Source organism: Phreatobacter sp. (assembly GCF_030691135.1).
Taxonomy (GTDB): Bacteria; Pseudomonadota; Alphaproteobacteria; order Rhizobiales; family Phreatobacteraceae; genus Phreatobacter.
The window spans coordinates 1-18,146 of the sequence record NZ_JAUYFA010000105.1; the positions used below are offsets into that span (position 1 = coordinate 1).

The 18,146-nt window shown below is 67.3% G+C and carries 18 protein-coding genes and 1 tRNA gene; 4 read left to right on the plus strand and 15 right to left on the minus strand.

Annotated features, from left to right (window positions below):
- Window positions 1-118 precede the first annotated feature (118 nt).
- From Q8O26_RS19020 to Q8O26_RS19040, 5 genes are all read right to left on the minus strand, one after another.
- Entirely contained in the window at window positions 119-847 is a 729-nt protein-coding gene (locus Q8O26_RS19020; protein ID WP_305578490.1) for an SDR family NAD(P)-dependent oxidoreductase, read from the minus strand.
- A gap of 238 nt (window positions 848-1,085) precedes the next feature.
- Window positions 1,086-2,699, minus strand: a complete 1,614-nt coding sequence (locus tag Q8O26_RS19025; RefSeq protein ID WP_305578492.1) for a carboxyl transferase domain-containing protein — start codon at window positions 2,697-2,699, stop codon at window positions 1,086-1,088.
- A gap of 101 nt (window positions 2,700-2,800) precedes the next feature.
- The gene (locus Q8O26_RS19030) at window positions 2,801-3,451 is read right to left on the minus strand and encodes a glutathione S-transferase family protein (RefSeq protein WP_305578494.1); all 651 of its coding nucleotides are present in this window, start codon (window positions 3,449-3,451) and stop codon (window positions 2,801-2,803) included.
- Window positions 3,452-3,558: 107 nt separating this feature from the next.
- Complete coding sequence (locus tag Q8O26_RS19035) at window positions 3,559-3,972, minus strand: rhodanese-like domain-containing protein (RefSeq protein WP_305578496.1); 414 nt, start codon at window positions 3,970-3,972, stop codon at window positions 3,559-3,561.
- Window positions 3,973-4,153: 181 nt separating this feature from the next.
- A complete protein-coding gene (locus Q8O26_RS19040) occupies window positions 4,154-5,014 on the minus strand; it encodes a CPBP family intramembrane glutamic endopeptidase (RefSeq protein WP_305578498.1) in 861 nt (286 codons plus the stop codon).
- A gap of 113 nt (window positions 5,015-5,127) precedes the next feature.
- Between Q8O26_RS19040 and Q8O26_RS19045 the strand changes: the two genes are divergently transcribed.
- Window positions 5,128-5,832: a DUF599 domain-containing protein gene (locus Q8O26_RS19045; RefSeq protein ID WP_305578500.1), complete on the plus strand. Its 705-nt coding sequence runs from the start codon at window positions 5,128-5,130 to the stop codon at window positions 5,830-5,832.
- A gap of 43 nt (window positions 5,833-5,875) precedes the next feature.
- A complete protein-coding gene (locus Q8O26_RS19050) occupies window positions 5,876-6,142 on the plus strand; it encodes a DUF3253 domain-containing protein (protein WP_305578502.1) in 267 nt (88 codons plus the stop codon).
- A 4-nt stretch (window positions 6,143-6,146) separates the two neighbouring features.
- Here the strand turns inward: Q8O26_RS19050 and Q8O26_RS19055 are convergent, their stop codons facing one another.
- Both Q8O26_RS19055 and Q8O26_RS19060 read right to left on the minus strand, forming a co-directional pair.
- Window positions 6,147-6,965, minus strand: coding sequence for a YdcF family protein (locus Q8O26_RS19055; protein WP_305578504.1), 819 nt, complete (start codon window positions 6,963-6,965; stop codon window positions 6,147-6,149).
- A gap of 58 nt (window positions 6,966-7,023) precedes the next feature.
- Window positions 7,024-8,196 (minus strand): isovaleryl-CoA dehydrogenase, encoded by a 1,173-nt coding sequence (locus tag Q8O26_RS19060; RefSeq protein WP_305578506.1) that lies wholly within the window; start codon window positions 8,194-8,196, stop codon window positions 7,024-7,026.
- 102 nt (window positions 8,197-8,298) lie between these two features.
- Between Q8O26_RS19060 and Q8O26_RS19065 the strand changes: the two genes are divergently transcribed.
- Entirely contained in the window at window positions 8,299-8,781 is a 483-nt protein-coding gene (locus tag Q8O26_RS19065) for an isoprenylcysteine carboxylmethyltransferase family protein (protein WP_305578508.1), read from the plus strand.
- Window positions 8,782-9,007: 226 nt separating this feature from the next.
- Here Q8O26_RS19065 and Q8O26_RS19070 read toward each other — a convergent pair whose 3' ends face one another.
- The 5 genes from Q8O26_RS19070 to mgtE form a co-directional block, all read right to left on the minus strand.
- On the minus strand, window positions 9,008-9,979 hold the full coding sequence (locus Q8O26_RS19070) for a GH25 family lysozyme (RefSeq protein ID WP_305578510.1): 972 nt from the start codon (window positions 9,977-9,979) through the stop codon (window positions 9,008-9,010).
- Between the two features lie 53 nt (window positions 9,980-10,032).
- Window positions 10,033-10,752, minus strand: coding sequence for a ribonuclease activity regulator RraA (locus Q8O26_RS19075; protein ID WP_305578512.1), 720 nt, complete (start codon window positions 10,750-10,752; stop codon window positions 10,033-10,035).
- Between the two features lie 93 nt (window positions 10,753-10,845).
- Window positions 10,846-11,175 carry a DUF1330 domain-containing protein gene (locus tag Q8O26_RS19080; protein ID WP_305578514.1) on the minus strand — a complete coding sequence of 110 codons (330 nt, stop codon included), beginning with the start codon at window positions 11,173-11,175 and terminating at the stop codon, window positions 10,846-10,848.
- A 70-nt stretch (window positions 11,176-11,245) separates the two neighbouring features.
- Complete coding sequence (locus Q8O26_RS19085; RefSeq protein WP_305578516.1) at window positions 11,246-12,817, minus strand: bifunctional diguanylate cyclase/phosphodiesterase; 1,572 nt, start codon at window positions 12,815-12,817, stop codon at window positions 11,246-11,248.
- 177 nt (window positions 12,818-12,994) lie between these two features.
- Entirely contained in the window at window positions 12,995-14,407 is a 1,413-nt protein-coding gene (gene mgtE / locus Q8O26_RS19090) for a magnesium transporter (protein ID WP_305578518.1), read from the minus strand.
- 124 nt (window positions 14,408-14,531) lie between these two features.
- Here mgtE and Q8O26_RS19095 point away from each other — a divergent pair, with 124 nt between their 5' ends.
- Window positions 14,532-15,302: a polysaccharide deacetylase family protein gene (locus tag Q8O26_RS19095; protein WP_305578520.1), complete on the plus strand. Its 771-nt coding sequence runs from the start codon at window positions 14,532-14,534 to the stop codon at window positions 15,300-15,302.
- 36 nt (window positions 15,303-15,338) lie between these two features.
- Here Q8O26_RS19095 and Q8O26_RS19100 read toward each other — a convergent pair whose 3' ends face one another.
- The 3 genes from Q8O26_RS19100 to Q8O26_RS19110 form a co-directional block, all read right to left on the minus strand.
- Window positions 15,339-16,931 carry an ABC transporter substrate-binding protein gene (locus tag Q8O26_RS19100; RefSeq protein WP_305578522.1) on the minus strand — a complete coding sequence of 531 codons (1,593 nt, stop codon included), beginning with the start codon at window positions 16,929-16,931 and terminating at the stop codon, window positions 15,339-15,341.
- A 398-nt stretch (window positions 16,932-17,329) separates the two neighbouring features.
- Window positions 17,330-17,414 (minus strand) — tRNA-Leu (locus Q8O26_RS19105).
- A gap of 83 nt (window positions 17,415-17,497) precedes the next feature.
- The coding region (locus tag Q8O26_RS19110; RefSeq protein ID WP_305578524.1) for a biotin/lipoyl-containing protein at window positions 17,498-18,146 on the minus strand (649 nt) is incomplete at its 5' end.

The following is an 18,146-nucleotide window of genomic DNA, read 5'->3' on the forward strand; positions in this document are numbered from 1 at the left end:
CTCTTCGCGTCATGCCCGGGCTTGTCCCGGGCATCCACGACTTGACCACCGCCCCTCAACGAATTCGTGGATGCCCGGGACAAGCCCGGGCATGACGCGGTGAGGGCAGCCTCAGCCCTCAGATCGGCGCCACGCCCACCGTCATGCCGCCGCACACATACAACACCTGCCCGGTCACGAAGCTCGCCCCCTCCGACAGGAAGAAATCGGCGGCATGGGCGATGTCCTCGGGCTGCCCAAGCCGCTGCACCGGCACGCCGCGGATGATCGCCTGGGTGCGCGGCGAATTGTGCGGGTTCGCCGACTTGAACAGCTCCGTCTCGATCGGGCCGGGACCGATGGCATTGACGGTGATGCCGTGGGGCGCGAGCTCCAGCGCCCAGGTGCGGGTGAGGCCGATGACGCCGGCCTTGGTGGCGGAATAGGCGGTGCGCAGTTCCTTCCCCAGCGCCGCCCGGCTGGAAATGGTGACGATGCGCCCCTGCCCCGCCGCCTTCATGGCCGGCAGCACCGCCTGCGCGGCGAGAATGCAGGCGCGCAGGTTGATGGCGACCACCTTGTCGAAATCCTCCATCGTGGTGTCTTCCAGCGTCGCGGGGGCGGCGATGCCGGCATTGTTGACCAGCCAGAGAATGGCGTTGGTCGCGGTTATCTCGGCGAGCGCGCCTTGTGTCGCCGCGAGGTCGGTCAGGTCGCACTGGACGAAACGCGCGGCTGAGGCCTCTGCCGGCGCATCGCGGTCGAGAATGACCACGGGAAGCCCGCGGGAGAGCAGCTTCTGCACAATCGCGGCGCCGATGCCGCGGGAGCCGCCGGTGACCAGGGCGGCGGGTTCATGGGTGCTCATGCGTTTCGTCCCTCATGCGGGCCGTTCGCGGGCCCTTGTCGGCACGAGACTAGACGGGATCGCGGCTCACCCGCGACAGGCCGCGCTGCATGGCGCGAGTGCGTCTAGCCACACTGCCGTCATGCCCGGCCTTGTGCCGGGTATCCACGAACTCGTCGAAGGGCGGTGGTCAAGTCATGGATACCCGGCACAAGGCCGGGCATGACCTCTTGGGCCAGTTGTGCCCCCTAAGCCGGATTCACATCCTGAACACGCCGAATTTCGTCTCCGGGATCGGCGCATTCAGCGCCGCGCTGAGCGCCAGCGACAGCACGCGCCGCGTCTCCGACGGCAGGATGATGCCGTCGTCCCAGAGCCGTGCGGTGGCGTAGTAGGGATGGCCCTCGGCCTCGTAATTCGCCCGGATCGGCGCCTTGAAGGCCTCTTCCTCCTCGGCGCTCCAGTCCTTGCCCTCGGCCTCGAAATTCTCGCGCTTGACGGTGGCGAGCACGCTCGCCGCCTGTTCGCCGCCCATCACCGAGATGCGCGAATTCGGCCAGGGGAAGAGGAAGCGCGGCGAATAGGCCCGCCCGCACATGCCGTAATTGCCGGCGCCATAGCTGCCGCCCACGAGGAGCGTGATCTTCGGCACCTGCGCGCAGGCGACCGCGGTGACGAGCTTCGCGCCGTCCTTGGCGATGCCGCCCGCCTCGAACTGCCGGCCCACCATGAAGCCCGTGATGTTCTGCAGGAAAAGGAGCGGAATGCGCCGCTGGCAGCACAGCTCGATGAAATGGGCGCCCTTCTGGGCGCTTTCCGAGAACAGGATGCCGTTATTGGCGATGATGCCGACGGGCATGCCGTGCAGGCGGGCAAAGCCCGTCACCAGCGTCGTGCCGTAGAGCGCCTTGAACTCGTCGAACTCGGAGCCGTCCACGAGCCGGGCGATGACCTCACGGATGTCGTACTGGGTCTTGAGGTTGGTCGGCACCAGCGCCTCGAGCTCCGACGGGTCGTATTTCGGCTCACGCGGCTCGGCGAGCGCGATATCGATGGTCTTCACCGAGTTGACGTTGGCGACGATGCGCCGGGCGATGGCCAGCGCGTGGGTGTCATCGACCGCATAGTGGTCGGCGACCCCGGACTGGCGGGCATGAACGTCGGCGCCACCGAGATCCTCCGCCGTGACGATCTCGCCGGTGGCGGCGCGCACCAGCGGCGGGCCGCCGAGGAAGATCGTGCCCTGCCGGCGCACGATCACCGTCTCGTCGGACATGGCGGGCACATAGGCGCCGCCCGCCGTGCAGGAGCCCATGACCACGGCGATCTGCGGGATGCGCGCCGCCGAGAGATTGGCCTGGTTGAAGAAGATGCGGCCGAAATGCTCGCGGTCGGGGAAGACCTCAGTCTGGTGCGGCAGGTTGGCGCCGCCGGAATCGACGAGATAGACGCAGGGCAGACGGTTCTGCAGCGCGATCTCCTGCGCCCTCAGATGCTTCTTCACCGTCATCGGATAGTAGGTGCCGCCCTTGATGGTCGAATCATTGGCGACGATCATCACCTCGCGCCCCTCGACCCGGCCGATGCCGGTGATGATTCCGGCGCCGTGGATCGCCTCGCCATAGAGGCCGTTGGCGGCGAGTTGCGAGAGTTCGAGGAACGGCGAGCCCGGGTCCAGGAGCCCCATAACCCGGTCTCGCGGCAGCAGCTTGCCGCGGGCGACATGGCGCTGGCGGCTCTTCTCGTTGCCGCCGAGCGCCGCCTCGGCCCGCTTCGCTTGCAGGTCGGCGATGATGGCGCCCCAGGCCTCGGCATTGGCCTTGGCGGCGGGCGTTGCGGCATTGAAGGTGGATTTCAGGATGGCCACAGGCATGCTCCGCAACTGGGGCATTCTGGTTATCGCGTCGGGCCGGCCCTGTCATCCGGCGGGAAGGCGGATGGCGGTCAGCACGAGCGCAAGGCCGGCTTGAGAGGTCACTCCACCGCCTCGTAAGGCTGGTGGAACCAGGGCTCGGCATCTGCGCCCCTCTGCCAGTCCTGCCAGGCAGGCAGCGCCATCATCGCCGCCATATAGGCGCGGACCACCGGCGGCACATCGATCGCATAGGCATGGAAGCGATTGACCACCGGCGCATACATGGCGTCGGCCGCCGAGAAGGCCCCGTAGAGAAACGGCCCGCCCGCGCCGAACCGTTCGCGTGCCTCGGTCCACAGCGTGACGATGCGGGCGATGTCGGCGGTCACGGCGTCGTCCAGCGCGATGGCCTTGGGGACGCGCCGCATGTTCATGCCACACCGGTTGCGCAGCGCCTGGAAGCCCGCATGCATCTCGGTCGCAGCGGCACGCGCATGGGCCCGCGCAGCGCGATCGGCCGGCCAGATCGCGCGATCGGGGTAGCGCTCGGCCATGTAGTCGATGATCGCGAGGCTTTCCCAGACGACAATGTCGCCGTCCACGAGGACGGGCAGCTTGCCGGCCTTGCTGAAACGACGGACGCGCTCGGCCGTGTCGGGCTGGTAGAGCGCGACCATCTCCTCCTCGAAGGGGAGATCGAAATGTCGCATCAGAATCCAGGGCCGAAGCGACCAGGACGAATAGGCCTTGTTGCCGATCAGGAGCTTCACCGCGACATCCTCCGCCGAAACATCGGCGGAGACTGCCCGATCACGGAGCCGGGCGACCAGCCAAAAACCGTGATCGGATCATTCGCATGGCTGATCGAACGGCCGCCTCACGCCTTGTGCTTCGGTACCCAGTCCTCGACCGGCCCGCCGGTCTTCTTCCAGGCTCCGAAGCCGCCTTCGATATGGGCGACGGGCTTCAGCCCCATGTCCTGCGCCGTCTTCGCCGCCAGTGCCGAGCGCATCCCGCCGGCGCAGAAGAAGACGAACTTCTTGTCCTCCTGGAAGAGCGGCTTGGCATAGGGGCTTTCCGGGTCGATCCAGAATTCCAGCATGCCGCGCGGACAGTGGAAGGCGCCGGGAACCTTGCCGTCCCGCTCCAGCTCGCGCGGGTCGCGGATGTCGACGAGGACGATGTCGTCGCGGCCGTGGAGGGCCTTGGCGTCCTCGATGGACAGCGTCTCCACGGCGGCATTGGCCTCGTCGATGAGGGCCTTGTAGCCCTTGGTGATGGTCTGCGGCATGTCATTCCTCCGGCATGTCCGGCGGGACACTAGCACCATGCCGCGCCTGCCGGACACCCGCCGGACGGCGGACGAGACACGCTGCGTTACTATGCCGAAAGAGGAAGAGCTGGCGGGGTGAGCCAGCCGAAACGGCGTCCTGCAGGCCTCGGGGCTGTACACGTCCTTCCGCGGTCGGTGCTCAGGCGGCGGTCGCAAGAGGCGCGAGTAAGGTCGTCGTCGCGATGATCGTCCAGTCGTTGAGGACGTGGGCACCGGTGCTGACCCAGATGTTCTTGGTCCAGACATAGGCCCAGGTCAGGATCAGCCGTGCGCTGCCGATCACGACCACGCACTGGACGATATTCCAGTCGTAGGTAGGAAGGTGGATCAGGCCGAATGCAACAGCCGACACCAGCCATGCAACGACGACCGCGGCATGGCGACCAATACCTGTCAGCTTTCCGCAGAGCACCACGATCGCGAGGAAGGGAAGGATCGTGATCAGTTCCTCGCCCAGCAGTTGCACGCCGACCTTGGCGAAGAATCCGGCCAGTTGCGCTCCGCCAAGCTGTCCCGCCCCCGCGACGGCGGCGTGCGCCGTCGCCGTGCCGAAGACGTTGACCGCGACCCCGACGGCCAGCGTAACGACCATGTTGAGCAGGGCGAAGGCGACCATCAGCTTCACCTCGCGCAACCCGACCTTGCCGAAGATGGCCGTCCAGCCGGAAGGCGATGCGATCCTCAGGGCCAGAAGCGGCAGGCCGACGAACAGGAGCACGCGAAGCCAGCCGGTGAGGACGTTGTCGGCAAGTGGCAGGGGCACGACCAGTGCCACGAAACCGGTGGTCACGCCTGCCATCACCAGGAGCCAGCCCCGGGTCGAAATGGCGTCCGGGGCGCCGCGGGCGAAGGGAAAATCACGTCCCTGTGGCTCGAACGGCAGCCGTTCTCCCGAGATGACGACAGAGCTTCCCATGCTGAACGATCCGCCGTGCTGGTCGTGGGGTCGCGTGAGCGACGGCCGCGACCATCGACGATGTACACGGGCTGCCATCGCCATCCAAGACCGAAGGTGGTCGCATGACTGGGTCGCGGCCTTTGACCTGTGCTGAATGGCGGACGGCGCGTCTATCCGCGCCGGACACTCGCCGGACGGCGGACGAGTAGACGCCGGTGCCCATCGCTTGCTACCCATGGTCGATGCTCGGACTGACATTCCTCGACGGGGTCGCCTTCGGCTATTTCGCGGTGGCCTGGGCCGCCTATTCCTGGCTGGTCGAGGTCTGGGGCGGTGGGCGGCGCGGCCTGACCGCCACCATGGCCGAGTATCGCCGGGCCTGGATGACCGAGATGCTGGTGCGCCCGAACCGCATCGTCGACACCCAGATCAACATGACGCTGCAGCAGGGCTCGTCCTTCTTCGCCTCGACCTCGCTGCTCGCGGTCGGCGCCTGTCTCGGCCTGATGAACGCCTCGGATCGTGCCCTCGAAGTTGTCCAGTCGCTGTCGTTGGGCCATGCCGGATCGCGCCAGCAATGGGAGATCAAGCTCGCCGGGCTGCTGGTGATCTTCGTCTATGCCTTCTTCAAGTTCGGCTGGGCCTACCGGCTGTTCAACTACTGCGCCATCCTGATCGGCGCGACGCCGGAGGGCGACAGGCGCGGCTCCGACGAGGCGAAAGCCATGGCCGAGCGCGCCGCGCGCATGAACACCATCGCCGCCGCCCATTTCAACCGCGGCCAGCGCGCCTTCTTCTTCGCCCTCGGTTATCTCGGCTGGTTCGCCGGCCCCATCGTCTTCATGGTGGCGACCACCGCCGTCTTCGCGGTGCTCTACCGGCGCCAGTTCTATTCGGAGAGCCGGCAGTCGGTGCTCTAGGCAAAAGCTCGACGGCTCCGCCTCCTTGGTGCATGAGGGCGCCATGAACCCCACCGATTCCGATCTCCAGGCCGCCATCCTGCACCTCACCCAGGGGCGCGGGCCGGACAAGTCCATCTGCCCGTCGGAGGCGGCCAAGCACGTCGCGGCGGCGCGCGACGTCGACTGGCACAGCCTCATGCAGCCGGTGCGGCGGGCGGCGATCGGCCTCGCGCTGGAGGGCCGGCTCGTCATCCTGCGCAAGGGAAAGCCCGTCGATCCCGCCGATTTCCGCGGCGTCTACCGCCTCACCGTGCCGCGCGAGGACTGATATCTCAAGGCCCCGGCAGCAGGGCGTCCGTGCGGCCGCCGAGACGATAGGCGAGAAGCCCCAGCCATTCCCGCACCATGCGGTCGACGAGATCGAGGCCGCGGCCCGCCGGCAGGATGGGCCGCCAGAGTTCGCGCGCCGTGCCGCGCGTCTCGAAATCGGTGGGATAGGCGGTCACGGTCCAGCCCGCCTGGCGGAAGATGCCGACCGAACGCGGCATATGCCAGGCGGAGGTCACCAGCAGCCAGGTCTCGCCCGGCTTCGGCTGGACCAGCGCCCGGGTCAGCACGGCGTTCTCGAAGGTGTTGCGGCTGTCGCGTTCCAGCGTGAGCCGGGCGGGATCGATGCCGAGCTGACGGAACAGCGCCTCTGCCGCCCCCGCCTCGTCCATCGCCTCATCACGGAAAACCGCGGCCGAGCCGCCGGTGAAGACCAGCCGCGCCTGCGGATGGCGACGCGCCAGCGCCACAGCCTCGGTGATGCGGCCGGGAGCCGCGCCGATGATCGGCTGTCCCCGCGCCACGGAGGTGAGCGGGTCCAGCGAACCGCCGAGGACGATGATGCCGGTCGGCGCCGGCATGTCCGGTGCCGGCAACGGAAAGCGGCTCTCCAGCGGCCTGGCGAGCCAGATGCCGAGAGGCGAGACGCCGCAGACGACGAGGCCGAGCGCTCCGGCGAGGACAAGGCGCCGCCCTCCCCGGCTCCAGCGCGTGAACAGCAGCACGGCGCCGATCAGCACCAGGGCGGTCAGCACGTTGGAGGGTGCCGCAAACCACCAGAGGATCTTGGACAGGTAGAAGAAGACATGGCCGGCGAGGGTCACGGGGGCTCCCGACGTCAGGCAACAGGGCGGCCCTGGATGGGCCGGGGTGCGAACCGCCTCACATCGTCTTGTTGAACAGTTCCCGCCCGATCAGCATGCGCCGGATTTCCGATGTGCCCGCGCCGATCTCGTAGAGCTTGGCGTCGCGCAGCAACCTTCCCGTCGGATAGTCGTTGATATAGCCGTTGCCGCCGAGGAGCTGGATGGCGTCGAGCGCCATTTTCGTGGCGTTCTCCGCAGCGTAGAGAATGGCGCCGGCGGCGTCCTCGCGCGTCGTCTGGCCGCGGTCGCAGGCCTTGGCCACGGCATAGACATAGGCGCGGGCCGCGTTCATCGACACATACATGTCGGCGATCTTGCCCTGGACGAGCTGGAATTCGCCGATCGCCTGGCCGAACTGCTTGCGCTCGTGGACATAGGGCATCACCACGTCCATGCAGGCCTGCATGATGCCGATGGGGCCGGCCGCCAGCACGGCGCGCTCGTAGTCGAGGCCGCTCATCAGCACGTTGACGCCGCGGCCGACCTGGCCGAGCACGTTCTCCTCCGGCACCTCGCAATCCTCGAAGACGAGTTCGCCCGTGTGCGAGCCGCGCATGCCGAGCTTGTCCAGCTTCTGGGCGCAGGAGAAGCCCTTGAAGCCCTTCTCGATGAGGAAGGCGGTCATGCCGCGGGCGCCGGCGGCCGGATCCGTCTTGGCATAGACGACGAGGACGTCGGCATCCGGTCCGTTGGTGATCCACATCTTGGTGCCGTTGAGGATATAGCGGTTGCCCTTCTTCTCGGCCTTCAGCTTCATCGAGACGACGTCGGTGCCGGCGCCGGGCTCCGACATGGCGAGGGCGCCGATATCGACGCCGCTCATCAGCTTTGGCAGGTAGCGCCGCTTCTGGTCTTCCGAGCCGTTTTTGCGGATCTGGTTGACGCAGAGGTTGGAATGGGCGCCGTAGGACAGCCCGACCGAGGCCGATGCGCGCGAGATCTCCTCCATCGCGATGCAGTGCTCGAGATAGCCGAGCCCGCTGCCGCCATACTCATCCTCGACGGTGACGCCGAGCAGGCCGAGGCTGCCGAACTTTTCCCACAGGTCCATCGGGAACTGGTCCGTGCGGTCGATTGCCGCGGCGCGCGGCGCGATCTCCGCCTGGGCGAAGGCGAACACCGTGTCGCGCAGCATGTCGGCGGTCTCGCCGAGGTCGAAATCGAAGGGGCGCGGCATATTCCTCAGCATGGCATTGTCCTTGGCGGTACAGGCTTCGTGCGGCTGCCTCGGGAAGGTTATAGAAGCGGTGCGCCGGGCTGTCATGATCGGCGTTGCGGCAGGGAGACGAGAATGACAGGAATGCCCGACACGCCCTATGCCGACCGGCCGAACCGCTTTCCGCTGCCGCCGCTCATCTTCGTCGGCGCGCTGGCGCTGGGCTATGGCCTGCATGCGCTGGCACCGGTGGCCCTGCCGCTGGCGATGGCCTTCAAGGTCGCCGGCGCGCTGGCACTGGGGGCAGGTCTCGCGCTGATCCTGTGGTCGTCCTCGACCCTCGCGCGCGCGGGCACGGCGGTCCTGCCCCACCACGCTGCCACGCGCCTCGTCACGACAGGTCCTTTCGGGTGGAGCCGCAATCCCATCTATCTCGGCGAGGCGCTGATCATCGCCGGCTTCGGCGGCGTCGAGGGCGCGCTCGGCTATCTCGTGGCCGCCTGCATCTTCCTGCTGGCGATGACCCATTTCGCCGTCGTCCGGGAGGAAGCCCACCTTGCTGCCCGTTTCGGTGAGGATTGGCAGGCCTATGCCGCGCGCGTCCGGCGGTGGGTGTGATCGCGGTCGCCCGGCCCGTGCAAGGTGCGTCCTTCGAGGCTCGCTGACGTTCGCACCTCCGGATGAGGATGGTAAAGACTGGCAATCCGCCTGGCTGAAGCCAGTCAGTCACGCGTTAGACGACGCCGATGCCGGACACCGACCTCCCTCATCCTGAGGTGCGAGAGAGCGAAGCGAGCAAGCCTCGAAGGACGCACTCCGCCGATGCAGCGCGCCGACCGACTGTTCAGAATCGCGGACGGGACGCCGGGACCGGTGCCGTCGACATCGCCGGCGCATCGGAGGCAGGGATGGCGGCTGCCGGTACCGAGGTTGTCGCCGTCGGCACCTGCGCCGGGCTGGTCTCGGCCGCGGCGAACGCGATCGGCTGGGCAGAAGAGGCCGGCGCCGCTGCGACCGCCGTCACAGGCTGACCGCGATAGCGGAATCCCGTCTGGGCGATCTGCTGCCACTGCTCGCGTGTCCCGGCGAAGACGTTGCGGTCGACCGGCGTATTGACGCCGGCGACGCGGCCCGTGGCGGTGATTTGCCAGAAGGCCCAGCGGCGGCCGGGGTAGCGGTCCTGCGGCACGGCCGCCACCGAGCGGACCCAGAACGGATATTCGGCGAACTCGTTGCTCGCCAGCACCTCGCGATGGAACTTGATGTCGGCGTAGATGATCGGCTTCTTGCCGTAATGGCGCTCCATCGCGTGAAGGAACTCACGCATCTTCGCCTGGGCGACGGCCACCGGAACGCGCCGCGGACAGGTCGGCGACTGGAAGTTCCATTCGACATCGAGCACCGGCGGCAGCGCGTCCGGCTCGATGGGCACATGGCGCTTGAACCAGGCGATCTGGTCCGCCATCGGCCTGCACCAATAGGTGAAATGATAGGCGCCGCGCGGAACGCCGGCCCTGCGCGAAGCTTCCCAGTTCTCGCGGAAGCGGGTGTCGAGGAGATCGCCGCCCTCCGTCGCCTTGATGAAGGCGAAGGACACGCCAGCCGCCCGCACCTGCTCCCAGTTGATCGCGCCCTGATATTTCGACACGTCGATGCCGTGGACGGGATGGACATGGTGACCCACCGTATGGGTCAGGGTCGGAAAGGGATGGCCGCTGGACTGCGGCGCGGCGACATCGGTCGGCACGCTGCCGCAGCCGGCGAGCATCAGCCCCATCAGGGTCACGGAAGCGAAGGCGATGGAGCGTCTGGTCATGGTTCGCGATCTGGCCAGTGAATGCGGCTGCGTCATGGCAGCCGCGCCGTTCCTTATGCTTTACGCCCGGTTTCCTTTTCGTAACGGGCTTTCGTCTCGGCGTTCGGCGGATAGAGCCCGGGCAGCGGCAGCCCCTTGTCGATCTCGCCCATCAGCCAGCCCTCGAGATGCTCCTGCGCCTCGGCGGCCTCCAGCACCGCGTCGACCATGTCCTGCGGGACCAGAACGGCGCCGTCGCCGTCGGCCACGACGATGTCGTTCGGGAACACCGCCACGCCGCCGCAGCCGATCGGCTCCTGCCAGTTGATGAAGGTCAGCGCCGCCACCGAGGCCGGCGCCGCGGCACCCGAGCACCAGACCGGCAGACCGGTGCCGCGCACACCGTCGGCATCGCGAACCACTCCGTCGGTGACCAGGGCGGCGACACCGCGCTTGGCCATGCGGGCGCAGAGGATGTCGCCGAAGATGCCGGCATCCTTCGAGCCCATGGCGTCGACGACAGCGATCACGCCGTCCGGCATCGCCTCGATGGCACCGCGGGTCGAGATCGGATGCGACCAGCTCGCCGGCGTCGCCAGGTCCTCGCGCGCGGGCACGAATCGGAGCGTGAACGCCCGCCCGACCGTGCGCTTGCCGGCATGGGAGAATGGCTGCGTGCCGGCCATCCAGATCTTCCGCAGGCCCTTCTTCATGAGCACCGTCGTCAGCGTCGCGGTGGTGATCGTCTCGAGCTTCGCCTTGACGGCGGGATCGAGGGGCAGGACGTCGGTCATGGCAGGGGTCCGTCGGAAGGCATGAAAGAGGGCCGCGACCCTGCCTCACGTCGGCCGGACTGTCGAGAACACAAAACGCCGGACAGCCTCGTCTCAGCCGCCTTGCGCGAGAATGTCGGTGGCTCGGTGGGCCTCGTCGACGCCCTGGATGAGGAAACAGGCGCCGCAGGAATGGTCGCGCCGCAGCGGCAGGATCGCCTGATAGGCCGGCGAGCCGTACCAGTCGGCGGCGCTGGCATGGTCGGGAAAGCCGATGACGATCAGATCGCCCGACCAGGCGCCCTCCAGCACGTCGGCCCGGCCGCCGTGGATGACGAAACGGCCGCCGAACGGCGCGAGCGTCGCATCGATCGCTTCGAGATAGGTGGTGATGGCAGGGCCCATCTCGACCGATGTCAGGTGGGCGACGGCATAGGCGGTCATCGGGGGTATCCTCGTTACGGCGACGAGGCATTGTGGGACGATGGCTTGCCCCGCGCGATGACCTCGCAGGTCATGCCACTGCGCTGTGTGTCTCCTGCGTCGCGACGCCGTCATTGAGGCCGAAGCGCGCCTCAAAGGCCTGCACGCCGATAGGCGGGCTGAAATGATAGCCCTGCATGCGATGGCAGCCGGCGGCCCTGAGGAAACGCGCCTGTTCGGCGGTCTCCACACCCTCCGCGACCACCTTCAGGCCGAGAGCCCGGCCCAGATTGATGACGCAATGAAGAATGGCGGCCGCTTCGGCGCCGCTGTCGAGATCGGCAACGAAGCTGCGGTCGACCTTCAGGGTGTCGAGATCGAACTTCCGCAGATAGCTCAGGGAGGAGAACCCGGTGCCGAAATCGTCAAGCGCGATCTTCACGCCGAGCGACCGGATGGCACGGATCAGATTGCCTGCCAGTTCGGCATTTTCGATCATCACCCCCTCGGTGATCTCGAGGGTGAGCCTGTCCGGCGGAAGGCCCGAATCCTCGAGCGCCTTTTGGACATTGGTGAGAAAGTCGGCGCGTCGGAACTCGATCGGCGAGACGTTGACCGAAACGAAAGGGCCGTTCCAGTGCACCGCCGCCCTGCAGGCCTGCCGCAGCACCACCTGACCGATCTGGTGGATGAGGCCGCAACTTTCAGCGAGCGGGATGAACTCGGCCGGCAGGATGCGGCCGCGATAGCTGTGGTTCCACCGTGCCAGCGCTTCGGCGCCCTCCAGCCTCTCACCGTCGGCGGAAAAAATCGGCTGCAGGTCGATGGAGATCTCGCCGTTGATGAGCGCGCCGCGCAGTTCCCGCTCGAGATAGCGGCGATGCGATTCGTCCCTGTCCATATCGGGATGGAACGCGACGGCGCAGTTCTTGCCGGCCGCCTTGGCGACGTAGAGGGCGCGGTCGGTCCGGCGCAACAGTTCGTCGCGACTGGCGGCTTCAGCTTCGGTCGACAGGAAGCCGATCGACACGCCGACCCCGAGCGCGTGACCGTCGCAGGGAATCGGCTTGCGGATCGCAGAGATGATCATTTGGCAGGCCGAAGCGATGTCGGTTGCCGCCGGCGAGCCCTGGATCAAAACCGCGAATTCATCGCCGCCGAGCCGACCGATGACGGCCTCCGGTCCGCAGACGAAGCGCAGGCGGCGGGCAACTTCGGCAAGGACCGTATCGCCCGCATGATGGCCGAACGTATCGTTGACCTCCTTGAAATGGTCGAGGTCCAGCAGCAGCAGCGTGATGCCACCCTTGCGGTCGAACCCGGCGAGGGCGTCATCGAAGGCTCGGCAGAACGCGGCGCGATTGGCCAGCCCGGTCAGGCCGTCGATCCCTGGAGGCAGCAGGAAGCGCGCGCCGGATATGACCTTGCGCTGCGCGACCCGCAACGCCCACAGCAGGGCCAGCACGGTGACCGTGCCCAGGAAAATCAGGGCGGACAGTTGAGGAACCCACGATTTGTCGGGTCCCAGCATGAGGCGAGCCGGATACCAAGCATGGTAGCTGAGGATGCCTGCCGATAGGCCCAACAGGACCGTGGCGATGCCCATCGCCCAGATGTATCCGCGCAACGCCTTATCCGCACGGCGCTTGACCGAAATGGACATTCACGTTCCTCAGCCAAAAAGCCTCCGCCGTTACGAACTTAGTTCACGAGATTTAAGAACAGGTTCCTGCGCCGGCTACCATTAGCGCGGCGCCTGCCGCCGTTCGATGGCGCGGCGAAAATCACCGGCGGCCGCGTCTTTCGCAGCCCGATCAACACACCGGAAGGCTCTGCGGACTCACAATCTGAACCACCATGTCGCGATCATCAGGAAACTGAAGAAGCCGGTGACGTCGGTGACCGTTGTCACGAAGGGGCCCGATGCGATCGCCGGGTCGACCTTCATCCGGTCGAGCGCCAGGGGCACCAGCACGCCGCCGAGCGATCCGGCCACCAGATTGCAGACCAGCGCCAGGCCGATCACCATGCCGATGCCGGCATTGGTGAACCAGAAGCTCGCGACCGTTCCGGTGATGAGCGCGAAGGCGACGCCGTTGAACAGGCCGACCAGCACCTCGCGGCGGACGATGCGCCAGGCATTGCGCGGACCCAGCGCGCGGGTCGCGAGCGCACGCACCGCGACCGTCATGGTCTGCGTCGCGGCACTGCCGCCCTGGCTGGCAACGATCGGCGCGAGTATGGCGAGCGCGACCATGGTCTCAAGCTGATGCTCGAAGGATTTGAGCACGGTGGTCGCGAGGAAGGCGGTGACGAGGTTGATGAGCAGCCAGCGGAAGCGGCTCTTGGCCGTGGTCCAGACGCTGTCGGAGATCTCCTCGTCCGCCTTGACGCCGCCCAGCGCCTTGATGTCCTCGTCGGCTTCTTCCTCGATGACGTCGACGATGTCGTCGACCGTCAGTACGCCGACGAGACGGTTGGCTTCATCGACCACCGGCGCGGAGAGGAGGTTGTACCGCTCGAACAGAAGCGCCGCGTCCTCCTGGTCCTCCAGGGCGCCGACCGTATGCATCTCCTCTTCGAGGATGTCGGTCACCAGCACCGGCCGCTTCGTCCGCAACAGGCGGTCGAGGCGGATATGGCCCTGAAGATGGAAGCCGGGATCGACCACGAAGACTTCGGTGAAATCGTCCGGCAGGTCGGCCGCCTCGCGCAGGTGGTCGATGACCTGCCCCACCGTCCAGAACGGCGGCACGGCGATAAACTCGTCCTTCATGCGCCGGCCGGCGGACCCTTCCGGGTAGTCGAGCGCCCGCCGCAGGGCGAAGCTGTCGGCCGCCGACAACTCGTCGAGGATGGCGGTGCGATCGTCTTCATCGAGATCCTCGAGGATGGCGACGGCATCGTCGGTTTCGAGCGTCGAGATGCCCTCGGCCACCGCCGCCGGCGCCATGTCCTCGAGGATTTCGTCGCGGATCGTCTCGTCGACCTCGTTCAGCGCGTTGAAGTCGAAGGCGGCGCCGAGCAGCGACACGACCCGGCTGCGGTCCTCGGCGTCGAGCTGGACGAGCAGGGCACCGAGATCGGCCTCGTGAGCCTCGGAGACGAGGCTCTTCAGGCTGTCGCGGTCATCCGCGCGCAGGATCGACTGGACCAGACTGACGACGGCAGGGAGCAATTCGCCATCCTCGTCGCGCCAGTCCTTGTCGCGCCATTCTTCGGCCATGGCGGCGGGCGACGTGGTGACGGCCATGGGGCCTCCAGGCGAAGCGCAGCTCTCGGATCAGGGATCGGACGTTCTTGGATGCACCGCAACGATTTGGCAAGCTGAGGTGGCGCACGGCCACCGACAGAGACCGCACAAGGATGGCGACGCCATGACCTCCGCTGACACACCATCGCGTCGCGCGCTCCTCGGCGCCCTGTCGCTGTCGCTGGTGCCGGGGGCCGCCGGCGCGGCAGCCTGTGGGCCCGACAGGCTCGGCACCTCGCGGGTGCTTCAGGTCTCCACCGCAGGCCGCCTGCGCGTCGGCCGCAGGAGCTATCCGCGAACCCTGCCGCTGGCGGCCGGCGAGGTCCTGCTGACCTTCGACGACGGTCCGCATCCCGGAACGACGGAGCAGATCCTCGCCGCGCTGGCGATGGAATGCGTCAAGGCCACCTTCTTCATGATCGGCCGGCAGGCCACCGCCTACCCTGCCCTCGCCCGGCGGGTCCTGGCGGAAGGCCACACCGTCGGCCACCATTCCAACACCCACCCGATGACGCTGGCGCAGCTGCCGCAGGCCGATGCCGAGGCCGATATCGAGGCGGGTTTCGCCGCCGTCGATCAGGCGCTCTACGGGCGCTATACGGGCAGGCCGCGCACCCCCTTCTTCCGCTATCCCGGCTTCGGCGATTCAGAGCCGCTCAACCAGGGACTGGCGGCACGGCGCATCGGCATCTTCGGTGCCGACCTCTGGGCGAGCGACTGGAACGACATGGCGCCGGACGCGCAGCTCGGCCTGGTGATGCGGCGCCTGCGTCAGACGCGCGGCGGCATCCTGCTTTTCCACGACACACGGCCGCAGACGGCGGCGATGCTGCCGGCCTTCCTGGAGGCCATGCGGCAGGAGGGCTTTCGGGCGGTCAACATCGTCCCGGCGTGAGGACGGGCGGCATCACCGCCCGTCCCGTTCAGGCCGTCAGGCCTTGCGCTCGATATTCCACATGATCGGGAAGCCGAAATCGATCACGCCGGAGAGTTCGGTGCGCCACACGGCCGGGCTCTGGAACTGGCCAGCGATCGGGAAGGTCGCCGCCTCGATGGCGATCTTCTGCAACTGCTCGGCCAGGACCTTGCGCTTCGCCGGATCGCTCTCCGCCTCGAACTGTTGCAGCACCGGCACCATCGGCTGCTCGCAATAGCCCCAGGGCTGGTTGCCGGTGCAGTTGAACCCGACGCCGAGATTGGAGAGCGGGTCGGACATGTCGAAGCCGGTATAGACCACCGGGATGACGCTCCAGCCGCCCTGGTCGAGCGGGTTCTTCTGCACCCAGCGCTGGGCGATGGCCGACCACTCCAGGCCCTGTACGTCGACATTGAACCCGGCGCGCTTCATGCGGTCGATGAGGACAGCGCCGAAGGGATTGAGCAGCGGGCTGTCGAGCGGATGCAGCACGACGACCTTCTCGCCCTTGTAGCCGGCCTCGGCCAGCAGCGCCTTGGCCTTGTCGATGCTGGGGCTGGCGATCATCTCGCTGCCACCCTTGTTCTCGTAAGGAGCGCCGCACATGAACATGGAGGTGCAGTCGGGCTTGCCGAGATCGCCGCCGAACCCGGCACCGGCGAGCACTTCGGCGCGGTCGAGGCACTGCTGGATCGCCCGCCGCACCAGGACATTGTCCATCGGCGCCTGGAAATGGTTGATCGAGACCGCATACATCAGCTCGGCGCGCCCGCTCGCCTTGGCGAAGACGAGGTTGCGGTCGCGACGCATGCGCGGGATGAGATCGACCGGCGCATATTCGAGATAGTCCACCTCGCCGCGGGTCAGCGCCGCAAAGCGCAGCGCGATGTCGGGCATGGTCAGCATCTCGACGCGGTTGATCTTGGCGATCTTGCCGCCTGCGAGGCCGTCCGCCGCCTCGTTGCGGGGGACGTAGTTGTCGAACTTGCGGAAGGTCGCCCGGTCGCCCGGGATCCACTCGCTGCGCTGGAAGGCATAGGGACCGGAACCGACGATCTCCGCCACCTGCTGCGTCGGCGGCGTCGCCGATGCGATCCGCGCCGGCATGATCATCGGAACGTGGACCGAGGGCTTGCCGAGCGCGTCAATGACGCCGCCGAAGGGGCGGGACAGTTTCAGCGTGAAGGCGTCGGGGCCGTCGGCGGTCAGTTCGGCGGTGGCCGCCATCAGCCGCCGGCCGATGGAATCGCGGTTGCCCCAGCGCCTCAGCGAGGCGATCACGTCCTCGGACGTGACCTTGGCGCCGTCGTGGAACATGAGGCCGCCGCGCAGCTTGAACTTCCAGGTCAGGCGGTCGGCGCTGACCTCCCAGCCCTCCAGCATCTGCGGCTTGTACTCGCCCTTGCCGTTCAGCGAGACGAGGGTGTCGAAGACCATGTAGCCGAAATTGCGCGTCACGAAGGACGGCGACGAGATCGGGTCGAGATTCTGCAGGCCGACATTGACGACGAACCGCAGCGGTCGTTCCTGGCCCTGGGCGAAACCGACCCTCGGCGCGGCAATGAGCGCGGCGGCTGCGGCAAGGCCCTGGCGGCGGGTGATGCGCATGGAAGGCTCCCTCTCGTCGGGTCTTCGGGGATTGTTGGGGCCGCCCTCCCCGACAGAAGGCGCGACCTTTGACCCGCCGAGCCTATGAAACTATCCCGCCCGCCAGACATGCGAAGTTGGCAAGACTGATGATCAGGAACGACACAGCACTATCGCTGGGCGATACGCGCGATGCTGGCACTTGGATGCGGCTCGGGCCGGAGGTGCGACCCAGACAGCGAATATCGGGCGCAAAAGTCTACAGCGTCACGCCCGGCAGGTCGTCGCCGTCATCGACAGAGATTTGGAAAGCGCCGCCGACCGAGAGGACGGCGCTGGCCGCTGAAGCAATGGGCGGTGATGTCTGCCACGAACAAGAAAAAGCCCCGGCGGACCTTCGTCCACCGGGGCTTTGAATTTGGTGCGGTCGAGAGGACTCGAACCTCCACTCGGTTAAGAACTACCACCTCAAGGTAGCGCGTCTACCAGTTCCGCCACGACCGCAGCGCCAGATTTCTCCGGCGAGGCGCGCTGTCTAGCAGAGCGTTTCCGTCGCCGCAAGGCTCAAAGAACGCCCGCTGGCAGCCTCATTCGAACTCCATGATGACGGCGTCCACGGCCAGGCTGTCGCCGGCCTTGGCGGCGATGGATTTGACCTTTCCGTCCCGCTCGGCGCGCAGCACGTTCTCCATCTTCATCGCCTCGACGACGCAGAGCGCCTCGCCGGCCTTCACCTCCTGGCCGACCGCGACGGCGATGGACTTGACGAGGCCGGGCATCGGGCAGGTCAGCTTCTTGCCGGTGTCGGCCGCGACCTTGACCGGCATCAGCGCCGCGAGGTCCGCCTCGCGCCGCGTATAGACATGGGCGGTGGTGGCGATGCCGCGATAGGCGAGCGCGACGCCGTTCGGCACAGTGCGCACGAGCAGGTTGACCGGGCGGCCGTCCACCTGGCCGGCGAGAACCGGCTGGCCCGGCGTCCAGTTCGAGGTGACCGTATGGGTCTTGCGCTCGGCGCCGCCGGGACCCTCGAAAATGCGCACGGCGATCTTGCCGCCCTCGTCGATCACCTCGACGTCGTGGCGCGTGCCGGCCATCAGCACGACGCGGTCGCGGTCGAAGGCGACGCGGTGGCCCTGGCGCATCTGGCCGGAGATCTGCCGTTTGCGGACGTTCTGGATGTGATCGATGAAGGCCGCGACGGCCGCCATGACGCCGGCCGCCGCACCCTCGGGC